Origin of the sequence: Desulfosporosinus sp. FKA, from assembly GCF_002196785.1 — a bacterium.
GTDB lineage: Bacteria > Bacillota > Desulfitobacteriia > Desulfitobacteriales > Desulfitobacteriaceae > Desulfosporosinus > Desulfosporosinus acididurans.
Window position 1 is genome coordinate 1 of the sequence record NZ_NAHZ01000031.1, and the last position, 16,906, is coordinate 16,906.

The following is a 16,906-nucleotide window of genomic DNA, read 5'->3' on the forward strand; positions in this document are numbered from 1 at the left end:
TTAATTTATCCCGGGATTGCCAGAGAAATTCCAGCAAGGAAGTATATTTATCATAATTATTATTTCCCGATAAGGGATTTAAACTAATATTTTCAGGTTCAGTTTCTGAAGACGGTTTAGGCGCAACCGTGGTATCTGAGGTAAGTTTGTCTTGAGTCGCTGCGGTACTTATATAATTTAAAGTTGTAGGCGACCAAACATAACCGCGGCGAAGCATATAGGCCGCCATCTCTTTATGACTGGAAAAGCCCATTCTCTTGGCTATGTCACGGGCATCCAGTATTCCTAAGCTAAAGAGACGAACGACTTCTTCCGGGTTAAAGGTTAGGTCTGCAACGCTGTCAGGATTAATATCATTGCCATGTAGAGCTGTGGGTTCTTTAAGGGTGGCCTTTAAGGTTGAATTCGTGTAAATTTGATTTTGACTGTCCCACATAAAGCCGTGTCTTCGCATGTAAATATCTAAACTCTTCCAGGTACTGTAACCAAACTGATCGGCAATTTCTTCACGAGGCTGGCCTGCTTCCAGTAATTCAAGGATCTGGTCAACCCGTTCTTTTTTGATACATAAACGATTCCGTTGAGACATGAGGCAATTCTCCTAACCATTTCAAGTTGCTTAAAAGGTATTTACTGCTTCTGTTAATTCATCAATTGTTGCATGAGTATAGATGCTCGTTGTTTTCAGGCTTGAGTGTCCCAAAAGCTTCTGGACACGGACGATATTGACGTTGTTGCGTACTAAATGGCTGGCGAAACTATGGCGGAGGACGTGACAGGTAACTTTTTTGTTCCAGCCAAGTCGTGTTATGGCCTGTTTTAGGGTTTTGTTGGCCATACTTGCCGAGAGCTGCCCGGAGACCTTGGTGGCGAAGAAATTAGGGCTGTCCATCTTGGACCTGGTTTTTTGGACGTACTGGCTCAGGATCGGCAGCAGGCGGTCGCTGATAGGAACAATCCGGCTTTTGTTCCCTTTACCGTGTTTTACCCGGATAATTCGAGAAGCAAAGTCTACGTCTTCTAAGGTAAGATCTAAGGCTTCTTTGATCCGCAGCCCCGTCATGAACAGGGTGTAGACCAGGACTTTAACGACTTGGTTGTTTATGACCGAGACTAACTCTTCGAATTCCTGATCACTTAAAAAGGTTCGCTCTAGGTGCTGGACTTTGACAGAATCGACCCGGGCGGCAACATTGTTCAGAACGAGTTCCTGGCGGGTGGCGAAGTTATAAAAAGAACGCAGGATGTAGACCATTCGGCTGCGTCTTGAAGCGTGACTGCCGCGAACTTTAAGTTCATGGAGGTACTCTTCAATGTCTTGCACTGTGACTTCTTCGAGATAAACCGGTCCATTGTATTGCTTTTCCGTATATTGAGCGAAGTTTTCCAGTTCAATCATATAGGCGCGCAACGTTTCCGGTGAACGTTCGTTAATAATTAAATGTTTCTTAAAAAGCATGATAGCTTCTCTCAATAACACTGCCGACACCTCTTCTCTGAATCTGTTTTATAGTATTTTACGAGGGGGTGGGGTTTATGCAAACAATACCTGATTAGCTTTTGGCCTGTATTTAACAGGCGATATGTATGACTGACTATCAGATAACTTGTTATGTAGGAAAGATTCTGACAACCGTCGCTGCACCATTTCCTCTGAGCAATTATGTAGTCGTCGTATGCGGCAAATGGTTAAGAAACGTTATGAAGATTGGATAAGTCAATGAGCGGAGAACTGATTTCCTGAGTTTGGACTATGTAATTGCGAAAAACATGTTGCTGAGGGATGATTTTCTGCGGAGTAACATGGTTGAAGTAACATCGAAGGCCTCCCCACCAGCCGGGAATTAGATAATAATAAAGCCTGAAACGCTTGTCAGATCAGTGTTCAGGCTGGGAGGCGTTACTGGATCAGTTCGGTTAATAGCACTTACACGGAATAATGAAAATCATTAGGATTTCTAATGATACTGCTAAAAATTCTGCGCTTTATTAACGTGGAATTTTTAGGGTTAATTAAGAGAAATCTACACTATGATTTTGTAAAAAGAATTCGTGCAGGTAAGGCGTACGCAAAAGAACGAGAAACAAATCTAAATATAAACAATTATCTGAATATAGATATTAAAATATAAAATAGTTTAAATTTAGATTAGTCAGAATAGTATAGAGGATTCCGTAAATTTCCGTAGAATACATCTTGTAGGAATGAATCCGTGAGCTGGAATAATTTCCAGTATCAGTCTAAGAATAAGCGACCGGTTACCCGAAGAGTGTTTAGGGGGTGATGGCTGTCCAAAATTGATGTTCTGGGTTGTGAAAAGCAAAGATCTAAATCGAGAGGAGAAATTCAGTGCATGAGAAAGCCAAAGAAAGTTTTAGCCACTCTAGCCATCGCGGTTATGGCCTTAACAATGGTTCCCTGCGACACCTTTGCTGAGGGCACGGTTCCAACGCGTTTAGCAGGTGCATCTGCAGCGCAAACTGCGGCAGCGATTGCTGATCAGACGGGATATAGCGGTACGGCGATTCTGGCATCGTCCACTTCCTATGGTATGGCAGATGCTTTGACGGCAGGGCCGCTGGCAGTATATCTGAAAGCTCCAATCCTTTTGACCGGTGCGGAAAAAACACTTGATCCTGATACTAAAGCCCAACTTATTAAGCTGAAGGTTAAAACAGTCTATGTAACAAGCGGGACGGCAGTTATTCCTCAAGAAGTCCTTAATCAGCTGCAAAGTATGGGTATTGCTGTTATTTCCCTTGGCGGCTCTGACAGAGCAGCTACCTCTGTCAATATCGCCAAAAAAATGATTGGGGTAACGAAAGTTGCCGTTGCTAATGGTATTCCGGATGCACTTTCTATTGCTGCGATTGCTTCAGCAGCCAATGAACCCATCCTTTTGACAGATAAAAATGCCGTTCCAGCCAGCGTTGCGGCGTATATTGCCGGAAATGCAGGTATTACGGCTAGCGATATTATCGGCGGAACAGGCATCATCAGTGATGCTGTAAAGGCTCAATTTCCCGGCGCTGTCCGCCACGCCGGAACAACAGCTTATGACACCAATAGCCAAGTTATCAAGGATTTTGATTCCGTCCTTCATTATACTAATATTTATGTGGCTAATGGTGAAACCCGAATCGATGCTTTGGCCGGGGCTCCTCTCGCAGCGCAGACGAAATCTCCCATTGTTTTAACGAATGGGACGATTCCGTCTGCAGCTTCCTTCATAAAGAGTAAACTGACTGAGAAAACGGTGGTAACAGCCCTCGGAGGTACGGCGGTGGTGCCTGAAAAGGTTCGTTTAGGAGTAGACGGTCAGGATACGTCATCCTCGTCTCAGGGTTTGACAGTAACCTCTGTCAAGGCAGTGGGCGCTGACAGTATTAAAGTTAGCTTTAATCACGCCCCGGCAGATACCGCCAAAATTGGTTTTACAGTTCAAAGTTTAGCGAATCCCTTTACGGTGTCGCCAACCTGGAATAACGAAAAAACAGAAGCAACCTTGAAGTATTCGGCTAACTTTCCGCAAGGAAAGTATACGGTTAATGTCAAGGATGACAAAACAGACCTGGGAACTTCAGAAGTATCGCTGGATCAACAAAAGATCGCTTCTCTGACGATTACTTCCACGAAATTAGGGGTTGTTACCAATTCCAAGGACAACAGTCAAAAGGGTTATGCGACATATAAAGTTTTAGACCAATATGGCAATGATATTACTACTGGGGGGCTCGCCAATAGCCTGAATTTCCAAAGTGGTGTAGGGGCAGTGGAGCCTAAAGATGGACTGCTGACCTTAACCCCCAGTTCCAATATTGTGAATCTGATGCAATTTTCCACAGTTGTTCTGACAGGTTATGACTCGACGTCCGGGATTTCAACAAGTGCGACCCTTACAACCTCGACTCAGCTTGGGACGTTAAGTGATTTTCAACTTGGAGCCTTGACAAATGCCAAAGATTCTACTCTGACCGACGGAGACAGCAGCGTATTCTATGCTTCCTACACTGCCAAAGATATCAGCGGCAATCCTACAACGAGTTATGATTTGATTAAAGGCGGATTAATCTTACATTCAGATAATAACGGCAATAATAATCTGCTCACGACCTCTAACTCCTATGTTACAGCTTCTGTTGAAGAAGATCCCAGCGATTCTTCAAAGGCAGTTATTAAGGTCGTTGCTAATAATACATCGGGCAATGCCATTACGGTAGATATGCCGACGATTATTACAGCCATGACCTGGTCAGGAACAACCTCCACCCTGAACACAACCTTAAATAAAGCTTCAAAGCTTGATTCGATCCGCTTAATGGCTCCTTCCTATGATATAGCGTCCGGGGAATCCAAGGTAATCCCCTTCTTGGCTTACGATCAAAATGGAACTCAATTAAAGAAATACAATGACCTGAAAGAATCTATCAGCGGTTTGATCCTGACGAACTGCAGCCTGCAAGAAAACGCCGACGGTACAGCGAGCATCTTAAACAAAGCTTTTGCCAACAATAGCAGCCAAAGCATAACGGAAACGTTGACCGCCTCAACATCAACCGGCAAAGTCAGCAACCTGACGCTGAATATTCAAAAACCAGCTAAGGCTGACACCTTAATCTTGAAACAGGATATCTTATTAACGAACATGCAAAACGGAGCCAATCAATTTATCGACTTCGGCATCAACTATGGCGGACTTGTCGTTAAGGATCAATATGGCCGAGTGTTTGATATGATCGGGAAGGCGACTGAGCCGGACCAATATGTCAGCGGTACTTTAGCTGTTCCGGCCTATGATTATGAAGTATTGGCGACGACGAAAGACAGTTCGGAATTCACACTTAAAGGCACGGATATTTATGGAAATGCCGTAGGTGATCCTGCCGCATCCGGGGCAAAGGGCATTAACATTCAAGCGGCGGGGGCAAATGCCAACAATCCGACAGGAGCTAGCAGCGGCACGGTGATCTTTAATCTGGTCAATGCCCGGGACGGTCATGCGGGCACTGCTGCAGATCCTCATGTAGTCATTGATTCAAAATCAGTCACTATTTCCGTCCTGCCGGACAAAGATATTACCGATTATACCATGGCAGCAGTTCCCAAGCCCATTTATACGATTAATGATAATACCGCAGTTTCTGAGTTGGATAAGGATTATGCGGCCAATCCCTATGTCTATGGTTTAACCTCAAGTGGTTCGAAAGTAAAACTAAAAGGGAAACCCGTTATTGGAGTAGCTGTTGGCTCCAAGGATTTTAGTGTTGCAGACAATGCCTCTTCAGCTCCCATTGCCTATGATAAAGTGAAGGTTGTCGCCAATGAATTAGCAGATGGCGTCAAGGAATCAAGCACCACCTTAACGGTCACCCTGCAAGGAGCCGACGGCTTAGTGCACAGCCTTGTAACACCGCTTAAATCCTCATCATCAACTCGTTCGCCTGTGGCTATTGTGGCTGCGATAGGCACTTATCTCCCGGGCAATTCGTTGAATGAAACGGGCGATGTTGCCACGATTGCGCAAAATTGGCTGGCTACTAATAAACTTTTGACGCGGTTCGACAAAGATGGAACAGTAGGTAAATATGGTCCTACCGGCAACGGTTATGATAACACACCGAATTTGAATATTATTGGCCGCGGCGGCGTCTATTTCTTAGCGGTAGATCAATATGGCTCCAAGGGAATGCCTTTAGCTCAGATTATTGTCAACTCGGCTGTAGATGCTAAGGGAAATCCCAGCCAGTTTAAAATGGCCTCGGATGGGACGATTACTAACGCTCCCAATGTAGGAGATGTCATTAAACTTACGGGAGTAGCCTCCAACGGCATGGTAAAACCGATTGAAATTCATGTTGTGGCGACCGATCCCAACTATATGTCAATATACACGGATATCGCTCGTTAACATTATCCTAACTCTAACCCTAACCCTAACCCTAATCCTAATCCTAATCCTCACTCTTACTCATACATCTTCTAAGCTGCTATAACAAATCCTATGTCAGCGCTGCCTTGCGTTTGTGACAGGCTCCTTATGTAATAACCGGTTTTCATTATAAAACGGGATATTACAATAAGGAGTTTTTTTTATCGAAAATAGGTTTCAATCCATTGTACTTCTAAAAGGCACATCAATGTCTTAAAAGCTTTTCTCTTAATTTTACCAAAAGTAAAGAGGGAAAAAAGCACTAATGTAGAAACTATGGTAAAAGGAGATTTCAAGGAGGGGAGTCATATTTAGCCATGAACTATCAAACGCTTAAAACCCAGAGGGCCAGATGGAGTTCTCTGTCACTGCTGCTGATTATTTCGCTCTGTATTCTGCAGATGGCCTTTGTCCGTCCCGCTATAGCCGCACCGACCACCCAGCGCATTGCCGGCTATACTCAGTACGATACTGCGTCTGCTATCGCTAAGGAAGGCTGGACACAGTCTGATTATGCTGTTTTAGCCTATGGGGAAAACTTTCCCGATGCTTTAGCAGCAACTCCCTTAGCCAAAAAGTTCAATGCTCCTATATTGCTTACCGAAGCACAAAGCTTACCTGCCGTAACGAAGCAAACGTTACAGGATCTAAGTGTCAAAAACGTGTTTATCGTGGGGGGAACCGCCGTAGTTTCTACGAACGTGGAAGCCCAAGTCCGGGATCTGGGGATTAATGTAACACGTTTAGCCGGAGAGGATATGTATGATACGGCTATCGTTGTTGCTCAACAGTTAGGGGATGTGCAGGAGGCCGCTGTGGTCAGTGGTGACGGTTATGCCGATGCCTTATCAATTGCCCCTGTCGCTGCTCAAAAAAATGCCCCGATTATCCTGGTTCCTAAAGATCATTTAACGAACAGCATCCAGACTTATTTGGCAGCACATCAACTTTCTCATACTTATTTAATTGGCAGTACCGATCAAATCAATGAGTCGGTCGCTGAACAATTTCCTGGTGTTGAACGCATCACGGGCAGTGACAAATACGCCCGCAATCTTGCCGTGCTGAGTCGGTTTGACAGCAGTTTGGATTTCAGCAAATTGTTTATGGCAACCGGAAACGGTTTTGCAGATGCTCTTGCCGGAGGGGCATACGCTGCTGCTCTGAACGCTCCTGTTTTGCTTGTCGATAATGCTTATAAGCAAACTATAGGAGACTATTTAAACTCTAAGAGCAGTCAGATCAAGCAATTGGATATTTTGGGCGGAGAGGTCGTCATGCCCTCCGCACTCGTTCAAAGCTATCTGAATCCGACACAGTCCACAACACCTACGACACCTACAACACCCGGTGCATCTTATAGCGCCAGCGAAATTGCCAAAAAACTCAGCCCTTCGATTGTCTATATTGAAACCAGCGATTCAAGTGGTGTGCCCGTAGCCAGCGGCAGCGGCTATATTGTTGATCCCAGCGGTAAGATTGTCACCAACTATCAGCTGATTAAAAATGCCGACTCGGCCAAAGTTACTACCAAAGACGGTAAGTCCTATGCGGTCACTAAAGTCTTAGCTTATGATTCCAATCAAGACATTGCCCTGCTTAAAATCGATGCTGCAGGATTGCCCGCCGTAACCTTGGGTGATTCCAATTCGATCAGCACAGGAGATAAGATTTACGCCCTGGGAAATACTTCGGGAACCGATGATACCATGAGCGACGGGATTGTCAGCACTAAATCAGAGTTGGTTAATGAAGCATCCTTTATTCAAATTTCCGCCCCCATATCTAAAGGAACGAGCGGCGGAGCCCTTGTCAATGAACAGGGCGAAGTAATTGGTACGACGACAGTCAATGTGACGGATGGCCAAAACTTCTACTTGGCAATGCCCAGTAATTCCTTGAAGCCTCTGTTAACGCAGGATATCAATAAGACTTTGACCCAGCTGCCCCATGACAGCTCTGCCGCTGCTATACCTATAGAGACTGACCTGACTTCGTCAGATTATTTAAATCCGGACAACTACCTGAATTCGTCTTATAATTTAAGAGATCTCAAGAGCTCTTATAGTGTCATGACTATTAGCAACAAGAGTGTCCACTTCTATTGGAAGGTTACTGTTAATCAGTCCGGACCGTCGAATCTCAGCATTCTCGGCTACATGAACCCGAAGGATTATCCTAACTGGGTTGCTTTGCTCAAAGCCAATCAAAAGGGAAGTATCATGGCCTATCTTGTGCAGATCAATAATGATCTCGCTCAAAATTATCCCGGCAAAAGCTTTTCAGGCAGCATTGTTTATCAAGACTATTATCCCTATTACGCCACTCCCCAATTTCCGGCGAATGAAGTCACCTTCGCCGGCGGAGGACGATGGCTGGTAAATCATCTTGCCGCCTCCTTCTATGATCTACGGACGAAGAATATTTCTGATCCGATGGTTACCGTGCAAGACTTAAATGATAGTTTTCCGGGGAGTAACAATTAGCTATCCTTTATGTTCGATCAGCGAGTGTAGATTTATCGTTATCGCGGCGAGAAGATTTCTGCCAAATCCCCGATGTTTAGCTTTAGTTGAACGACTTCATGGGATGTTGATTTGTTTTGTAGGCCGCAGCTTCCAGTGCTATAATAGCACTAGTCAAAGTTGCTTAGAGATAATATTGATCTAAAGGAAGTGTTTACGTGGAGCGACGAATTACAAAGAGAGGAATTGCGCTGGGGCTGATAGCCCTGGTATTGGGTATAACTCTCGTTGGATGCGGTACTTCGACAAATAAAACTCAACAGGGAACCAATAGTTCCCAAGAGGTTAAGAAAGATTATTTGAAGCCCGTTCCCAAAGGGACTGCCTTAGTCACCTCTAATAATAATGTCACTAAACAACTCATGGCGCAGAAGGACGTTCTGGGTACCCAGATTTCCGAAGAAAAAGGGATTATGTATGGCAAGATTACCTTTAAAACCGGAGTTGACAAAACATATGCCCATGAATTGGCTAATGAGTTTTTAACTCAGTTGAAGGTCAATTACCCGAAACGTCAGATTACCACTCAAGTTATTGTCGACGGAAAAACTACCGACTCTATTTCCTTCAAACCGTGAGCCAACGGGATTCTACTCGGGGTCTCACGATTAGATGAAAGTCTTTAGTGAACTGAAAGATAATCTGAAGATAACGAAGGGTCTACCCCCCACTTATAGAAGGCCACTGAAAATCTAGGAAAATCTATTGCTTGGGTATCCAAAGCCACCATATACCGTAGGTAAAATAGAAAGTCAGCACTATATATGGTACTGACCTTCTCGAAGATAAAGTTTTTCAGTGGCCTCACTTATAGAAGTGGGGGTCTTAAAAACTGGATAAATAGAATATGAACTGAAAAGAACTGAAGGACTGAAGAACTGAGTAAGAACTGAAGAACTGAGTAAAAACCGAATAAGCGACTTTGTGAAATAGCTGCAACAAAACCGGAAAAGTTTTGTTGCAGCCATTTTTTTCTTCCTTTTCCTTCTTCCTTCATTAATTCATTCATTCATTCCATCCATTCTCGGTAGGGTTCTTGCTTGTATGAAGATCACGTTCGATTGGAATAGTTCAATCAGGCTTCAGGTTGGGACTCTATCCCACCTGAAGTTAACGAAGGACCCAGGGGATGTGTAGAAACTTAACGTAAAAATCAAAAGTGTGGATTCAGTGAGGGTGCCAACAAGTTCTGTTACGGCTCTCTTAAAAACGGATAAAATCTTGTGTATTTTACTAATAATATGATATAATTATTTTTTAAGTTCCAATGGCGTTTGTAATTGGATGCGAACTCACGCGCGCCGGTAAATATTCAGTTTCAAAGAATAACGACAAAATAGAATTATTGACCGCAGGATAGCTATATTGCCTGCAGTTATAGATAGAGACGCCTTTGGAAATCTTATAATTAGAGACTATTAAAAAGGAGTATGAAACTATTGGCAACTTTTTCAGACTTAGGATTGAGCGAATTTGTTATCCGGTCGATTATTAACATGGGATTCGAGGAAACCACCCCGATTCAGGAGTTAACGATACCCATCGCCCTTCAGGGAAGGGATCTCATCGGGCAGGCCCAAACAGGAACAGGGAAAACTGCTGCCTACGGAATTCCTCTCGTCGAAAAGCTTATGTCCCAATCCGAACAAATTCAAGGCATCGTCTTGGCACCTACACGGGAATTAGCAGTTCAAGTCGCTGAAGAACTTAATAAAATTGGCCAATTCAAGAGGATTCACGCCTTGCCGATTTATGGCGGACAAGGAATTGACTGGCAGATACGTGCTCTTAAAAAGAAACCGCATATTATTGTAGCAACTCCAGGCCGCCTGATGGATCACATGAGGAGAAAGACTATCCGCTTAAACGATATTAAAATTGTTGTTTTGGATGAAGCCGATGAGATGCTCAATATGGGCTTTTTAGAAGACATTGAAACCATTCTCAAGGAAATTTCCGAGGAACGTCAAACACTGCTCTTTTCAGCAACCATGCCCAAGCAGATTGAAGCGATCGCCCAGCGCTTTATGAAAGAACCGGAAATGGTTAGAATTAAGGCCACAGGCGTCACAGTTTCAGATATTGAACAACATTATATTGAAGTTGCGGAAAAACTCAAATTCGATGTGTTAACCAGAATACTTGACATCCAATCCCCCGACTTGTCCATCGTCTTTGCCCGTACCAAGCGCCGCGTCGATGAACTCGCCGAAGGCTTAGGCAAACGAGGTTATTCCGCCGAAGGAATCCACGGCGATTTAACACAGAGCAAAAGGGACAGCGTCCTGCGGCAATTCAAAGACGGGACAATTGATGTTCTGGTAGCCACGGATGTAGCTGCCCGCGGCCTTGACATCAGCGGTGTCACCCATGTCTTTAACTTTGATATTCCTCAGGATACAGAAAGCTATGTCCACCGCGTCGGACGAACAGGGCGTGCCGGAAAAACAGGATTGGCCATCACTCTCGTAACCCCTCGTGAAATGGGAATGTTAAGACTCATCGAATCAGTTATCAAACGGAAAATTGTCCGCAAGCCGATCCCAACAATCGTTGAGGCTGTCCAAGGACAACAGCGCTTGACCATGAATGAGATTCTGCGAGTTGTGGCCGAAGAAGATATCGAGAAATATAAAGCCCTAGCCGAGGAACTCCTGGCAGAAAACGATTCCGTCACCCTCTTATCCGCCGCTTTGAAAATCATAACCAAAGAACCTGAAACAGTAGAAGTCCACCTAACCGAAACCGCCCCCATCCGCGTTCGAGGCCTAGGCAATCCCAGACCTTCCAAAGGCGGATATAATAATAATAGAAATAACTATGGTCAAAAAGATACCTGGCCGCGAAGAAGAAACCACGACGTCCGCGGAGGAGCCCCAAGAAGCCGTGACTTTAAACGAAACGGCTCTAAGAATGATCAATAATAAATAATGATCTAAAAAAAGGCCATTTTTGGCCTTTTTAACATTCAGAATCCCATTCTTATCCAGCTGCCTTAGCTAATTAAAATATTCACAATCCCCATTCGTCGTTCATGACTAAGGGGACACTCAGCCACTCCCCAACACTCACAGACGGTGTCGCCTCAGCGGCACAATGTCTGCTCCAAGAAAACCTATGGACCACAGAGCAAGGGAGCTTCGCCCACAAGAGTGAACTCATTGCATGGAGAGGCGGTAAAGCTCACAAAGTTTGCGCAGGAGAGCGAAACCGTGGTTCACATCAGGTACTACCCTGTGGTTCGGTGGAGCTCCCGCGCAGACGAGTGAGCCAGCCTTGGAATGCTGAGTGAACGGTGTGGGCGAAGCTCCCTGACCCGAACGACGCTCCCTATTTCCTTACTCCGATAATGCCAAGGGACACTCAGCAAATCCCCATCACTCAGACGGTGTCGCCTCAGCGGCAAAATGTCTGCTCCAAGAAAACCTATAGACCACAGAGCAAGGGAGCTTCGCCCACAAGAGTGAACTCATTGCATGGAGAGGCGGTAAAGCTCACAAAGTTTGCGCAGGAGAGCGAAACCGTGGTTCACATCAGGTACTACCCTGAGGTTCGGTGGAGCTCCCGCGCAAACGAGTGAGCCAGCCTTGGAATGCTGAGTGAACGGTGTGGGCGAAGCTCCCTGACCCGAGCAACGCCCCATATTTCCTTACCCCAATAATGCCAAATCAGAAAGAATAAGCCCAAACCACCAAATAAACCCAAAAATGGTCTAAACCGTCTTGAATGGCAAATAATTTTCTTTAGCAAGTAAAAGAAATTTTCAAAACCTCGAAGGTAAATTGAGGTCACATGTCGAATCAATATTCGTATTCTGTCTATATCTTGGAGGGAGATAAAAAGAACAATGAAAGAGTTATTTAGGCGAAAGAAATTGCTCGGACGTTTAACCGCATTTCTACTGGTCTTGATCTTAATTTTAAGCACAGCAACATCTGCATTGGCAACAACGGAAGATAATACTGTCTTGCCAGAAATTCGTGACTTGCTGCAGAATAAGTATGCAGACCCAGTATCTCAAGACGTCCTCAACGCTCCGACGATCGATGAAATGTTAAGACGGCTTGGAGATCCGCATACCACTTATTTTTCTCCTAAAGAATACCAAGATTTTGTGGACAGTGTTAACATGAGCTTTACGGGTATCGGAATACATATTGATACGTTGCCCGAGGGTGTAAAGGTAGTTTCAGTAGTCAAAGGTTCACCGGCTGCGGATGCTGGATTAAAAGCGGGAGACGTGATTGTCAGCGCTGATGGACAGTCTCTGGCCGGATTAACGAATGAACAGGCTGTGAATTACTTAAGGGGCCCCGTAGGAAGCAGTGTTCAAATCAGCGTCAAGCGGGGAACTGCAACCAAGGAGTTCACAGTAGTACGACGAACTGTGGCAGAACCGACGGTGGAAGGCTCAGTACTCGACGGACATATCGGTTATATCCAGCTTGAATCCTTCGGTGACTCGACACCTATGGAGTTTGCTTCTGCTGTAGTGAAGCTCAATTATCAAAACGTCAACAGTTGGATTATTGATTTAAGGGATAATGGGGGCGGATACTTAACCTCAGCAATTGACATCGCCGGTTTCTTCATTGGTCCTAATGTTGCGCTGAAGGTCAAAGATCGGACCGGGGGGCTCCATTTATACCAGGCTCCGAGTCAACCTTTTTCGTTAAATCAACCCATTATATTTTTAACTAATGAATACAGCGCCAGTGCTTCCGAAATTCTTACGTCTGCAGTAAAAGACTACCATAAGGCCACCATTGTCGGCACCAGGACCTATGGCAAAGGGACCGTTCAGAGTATGTTCCCCCTTTCCAATGGTGGTGTTTTAAAAATGACAGTCGATCATTTTTATTCTGCCTTTGGTCATGAAATCAATAAAGTGGGTATTACTCCGGATGTCAATATCGTCAATTCAGATTCACGCAAAGTTGCTGAACTGATGCTTTCGGGTAAGCAGACCGCTTTAGACATGGCTGCGACTCCGGACTATTGGGAGGCTTGGCGAGAACTGGTGAATGCAACATCAACTGATGCAAAACCGGGACAGTATTCCCTCTATTCCCTTTATTACCCCGGTTATCAGAAGATGGCCGAAGTAGACAACGTTTCCCTGAATCAAATATTTAACGTTCATTTTAATGCGGATGTCGATTGGAAGAGTGTCAACGATTCGACTGTCGAGCTGATTAATAGTATGACTGGAGAAAGAGTCCTTACGACATTTGAGACTCTGGGCCCTTCTGATGTCCAAGTTATTCCGGAGAAAGATCTGTCCCCCGATTCGACCTACTGGCTGGTTGTTCATCCTACCGTAAAGGATACCTCTGGAAAGGCTCTGAGCGGAGGAACCGTGTCTGTACTGCATACGACCCAGGGGTCTGTACCTGGGCAACAGGCGAAGATTCAGTCCTTTGGGAGTTTCCGGCCTCTAAGCAAGAGACCTTTGCCCAATACCGTTGATCCTGATTATGGTTGGGCTATTCAGGACTTAACGAAGAAATAACCGCCGTCTTGAGGCAATCAAGAGGGAATTCTTGGAGGATGCTGGAGGCAGGTAGCGATGGTTTATCAAGTATGTGCTCTTGTAGCCACTATAATTTTAGGAATGCTTGGTATAGAATTAATCATGTGGATTCGCTCACTCCGAAAACTTACGGATGAGGCTAAAGATACTCTTGAGGATCTTAACACTTATCTACCGTCCCTGCTGCAGGATGTGAATGTTATGACTAACCTTGTACGTCAAACTACGGAGCAAGTCAATGGAACGGTTAGCGAAGTTTCAGCTGGTTTGGAGAGATTAAGGAAGGATCCGTTGTATCTGCTTACGAGTTTTTTAGAGACCATCAAGCAGCTTAAGGAACTTTGGCAGGAATTTAGAGCAAAAAAATAAGCCCCTGACCGCTAAAGTTTTTAACATATTGTCCCCAAAAATTACTATCAGCAAAGGAGGAACTTCATGTGAAAAAAGTAATATCAGTTTTATTCGTAGGATTGATGCTGCTTGCTTCTGCCAATTCGGTTTTGGCTGAGGATAATAGTTTGGATATCGAAAAAGTTGCTATCCAAACGATAAAACACTCGCAAAATCTTCAAACCTACAATAAAATGGTAGACCTAACCAAGAAATATTACTCAGATGCTACATCAGGTGCTTCTGCTATGAAAGGTCTCTTGCAGTATCAGAATTCTTACGGTACCTTAGAACAAATTGTTTTTCTTCCGATAGAAGCGAAAAACGCTATGGATCAGTATACCAATAACCAACAAGTGGTGACGAATGCTGTCCGGCTTTCTGCCTACCAAGCGTATATCAATCTCTTAAAAGCGAATTATGCTTTAAACATTCAGCAAGGTCTGATGAATGGCTTTGATGCGGATTACAGAACAGCGAAGCAGCAAGAATCCCTGGGTTTGATATCACCCTCTGATTTGCGCTTAGCTGAAATCACCTATCTTAAATCACAATACAGTTATAACAGTGCTCAAAAGAATTTTGACTCGGCCTCCATGGACGTCGATAATTTGATGGGCGCGGATCTTGCCAAGCAATATTCGACGCTGCAGGATAATAACGTTAAACCCGCAGCTCAAATTAAATCGTTATCTGATTACATCGCCATAGCCCTGGCTAATCGATCAGAAGTTAAGAATGCTGAGGGTACCTTGGATGTTGCCAAACAGGAATATGACTATACTAAGGCGGCCCCAGTTACCGATTATGATTTAGCCATGCAGAAGCTGAATTATACCATGGCTAGTGACCAAAATAATCTGGACCTTGCTAAAATAACAGTTCAGCAAAGCGTCACGACTCTTTATAAATCCTTAGACAGCGCTATGAAGCTTATGGAAGCTGCAAAGGACCTCGATGATCAAGCGGCGGCAGATTTTAACGCGGCTGAAACGAAATATAAGACTGCTCAGATTTCCCTGCAGGACTTGGATGACGCCAAGGTTGCTAAAGCTCAAGCTGACGTGGCCTACAAAAGCGCCCAATTAGATGCCTGGTTAGTGCAATCCACCATGAATTCAGCTTGCGGTGCCGGCTATGTTCCCCCCAGCACTGGGACCTCAAGTGCTGCTCCAACTACCAGTGCTAATAAATCTGTCTCGACTAAGCCGGATAAACTAGCAAATCGTCACTAATAATTTTGGAGGTGTCTAACTTGAAAAAGAGTTATTTAACAGTATTTACTCTTGTTTTATCAGCTTCTATCGCCTTGTCTACTCATCCGACATTGGCCTTGGATAATTCAGCTCAAACGGCTTCAAATACGTCCTCAGTGACAACGGCAGCTGGCAGCACTTCAACTGGTACAACGTCTGCTTCCACAGGTGCAGCTTCTACGGATGCTTCTTCCGCAGATTCGAGTGCTTCAAGTACAACTAAACCTGCCACACCACCAGATACATCGACGTTAAATCTTTCTCTCGATGATGCTTTGAAGACTGTAGAAACAGGTAATCCGGACTTGAAATTAGCCGACAGTCAAATTGCTATCTATGATAAGCAAAATCAAACCGACCTGGCACAGCATAGTGCCGGTACCGCAGTTACGGATGAGGATTCTAAAAAGGTTGCCTTTTTAAACTACAAACGCTCTCAATGGACCCTAGACAATGCTAAGCATGACAGAGATACCCAATTAAAGAATCTCAAGGTTGACGTGACGAATCAATATGAAACGATTTTAGCGCTTCAGCAGCAAGTAAATAACTATGCGACTGAGCTGCAAAATATTGATAAGGTTATTGATCAAGTTAATCTCCAAATCAAGCTTGGTTTACAGATTCCGTCAGCTATTGATTCCTACACCGCTTCGAAAAGTAAGCTGCAAGCAGCCCAAAAAGCTGTTCAGAATACCATCAACAGCGATATGATTACCCTGAAACAGGATTTGGGAATTGATTTGAGCAGAAATGTTGTGCTGACATCAAGTCTCATTCCCTATACACAATTTGATGACTCAAAATTCAACGATCAAATTGCTGAAGCTATTAAGAATGACTATAATATTCAAAAATACACTCAAGATATTGATATTACTCAAGTTGAACACGATATTGACCTCGAATTTGACGACAAAGCTGCGGATCAACTGGAAATCAGCATCGAGGATAAGAAAGAGACTTTGGCTAATTTAGGAATTAATAAAGAAGTAGCTTTACGGACAGAGTACAATTCTATGAAATCCCTGGAGAATACCATCGCAGCAGATAAATTGACTGTCGAAGCCGATCAGATTAATCTTAACACGAAACAAAAAAATGTTGATGTGGGAACAGCAACCAGCCTGGACATGATTAATCTGCAAAACACACTCTTAAATGATCAAAATACACTCCAGCAAGATATCAATTCTTACATGACTGCAGCAGCAAATCTCCAAAACGATTTAGCTGACTAAGTGAACGTCTTATGTTGCTCCTTCTTAAAGG

At 44.2% G+C, this 16,906-nt stretch carries 12 protein-coding genes; 9 read left to right on the plus strand and 3 right to left on the minus strand.

From position 1 onward, the window contains the following. Window positions 1-589 (minus strand): hypothetical protein (locus B5771_RS15100; RefSeq protein ID WP_088188283.1); only part of this gene is annotated, 589 nt, incomplete at its 3' end. Window positions 590-619: 30 nt separating this feature from the next. Then, window positions 620-1,489, minus strand: coding sequence for a tyrosine-type recombinase/integrase (locus tag B5771_RS15105; RefSeq protein ID WP_207652706.1), 870 nt, complete (start codon window positions 1,487-1,489; stop codon window positions 620-622). Window positions 1,490-1,587: 98 nt separating this feature from the next. Here B5771_RS15105 and B5771_RS25085 point away from each other — a divergent pair, with 98 nt between their 5' ends. From B5771_RS25085 to B5771_RS15120, 4 genes are all read left to right on the plus strand, one after another. After that, window positions 1,588-1,716 (plus strand): hypothetical protein, encoded by a 129-nt coding sequence (locus B5771_RS25085; protein WP_282433347.1) that lies wholly within the window; start codon window positions 1,588-1,590, stop codon window positions 1,714-1,716. A gap of 638 nt (window positions 1,717-2,354) precedes the next feature. Further along, on the plus strand, window positions 2,355-5,909 hold the full coding sequence (locus tag B5771_RS15110) for a cell wall-binding repeat-containing protein (RefSeq protein WP_088188284.1): 3,555 nt from the start codon (window positions 2,355-2,357) through the stop codon (window positions 5,907-5,909). 338 nt (window positions 5,910-6,247) lie between these two features. Next, window positions 6,248-8,416 (plus strand): cell wall-binding repeat-containing protein, encoded by a 2,169-nt coding sequence (locus tag B5771_RS15115; protein ID WP_088188285.1) that lies wholly within the window; start codon window positions 6,248-6,250, stop codon window positions 8,414-8,416. A gap of 197 nt (window positions 8,417-8,613) precedes the next feature. After that, window positions 8,614-9,033 (plus strand): hypothetical protein, encoded by a 420-nt coding sequence (locus B5771_RS15120; RefSeq protein WP_088188286.1) that lies wholly within the window; start codon window positions 8,614-8,616, stop codon window positions 9,031-9,033. 230 nt (window positions 9,034-9,263) lie between these two features. On the opposite strand, the gene B5771_RS15125 is transcribed toward B5771_RS15120, so the two are convergent. Next, window positions 9,264-9,464 carry a hypothetical protein gene (locus tag B5771_RS15125; protein ID WP_088188287.1) on the minus strand — a complete coding sequence of 67 codons (201 nt, stop codon included), beginning with the start codon at window positions 9,462-9,464 and terminating at the stop codon, window positions 9,264-9,266. 430 nt (window positions 9,465-9,894) lie between these two features. On the opposite strand from B5771_RS15125, the gene B5771_RS15130 reads away from it, so the two are divergent. From B5771_RS15130 to B5771_RS15150, 5 genes are all read left to right on the plus strand, one after another. Beyond that, window positions 9,895-11,379: a DEAD/DEAH box helicase gene (locus B5771_RS15130; protein ID WP_088188288.1), complete on the plus strand. Its 1,485-nt coding sequence runs from the start codon at window positions 9,895-9,897 to the stop codon at window positions 11,377-11,379. Window positions 11,380-12,302: 923 nt separating this feature from the next. Continuing rightward, complete coding sequence (locus tag B5771_RS15135) at window positions 12,303-13,967, plus strand: S41 family peptidase (RefSeq protein WP_088188289.1); 1,665 nt, start codon at window positions 12,303-12,305, stop codon at window positions 13,965-13,967. A 57-nt stretch (window positions 13,968-14,024) separates the two neighbouring features. Then, window positions 14,025-14,357, plus strand: coding sequence for a DUF948 domain-containing protein (locus B5771_RS15140; RefSeq protein WP_088188290.1), 333 nt, complete (start codon window positions 14,025-14,027; stop codon window positions 14,355-14,357). A 68-nt stretch (window positions 14,358-14,425) separates the two neighbouring features. Further along, window positions 14,426-15,613, plus strand: coding sequence for a TolC family protein (locus tag B5771_RS15145; RefSeq protein ID WP_088188291.1), 1,188 nt, complete (start codon window positions 14,426-14,428; stop codon window positions 15,611-15,613). An 11-nt stretch (window positions 15,614-15,624) separates the two neighbouring features. Next, window positions 15,625-16,875 carry a TolC family protein gene (locus tag B5771_RS15150; protein ID WP_242966856.1) on the plus strand — a complete coding sequence of 417 codons (1,251 nt, stop codon included), beginning with the start codon at window positions 15,625-15,627 and terminating at the stop codon, window positions 16,873-16,875. Window positions 16,876-16,906 lie beyond the last annotated feature (31 nt).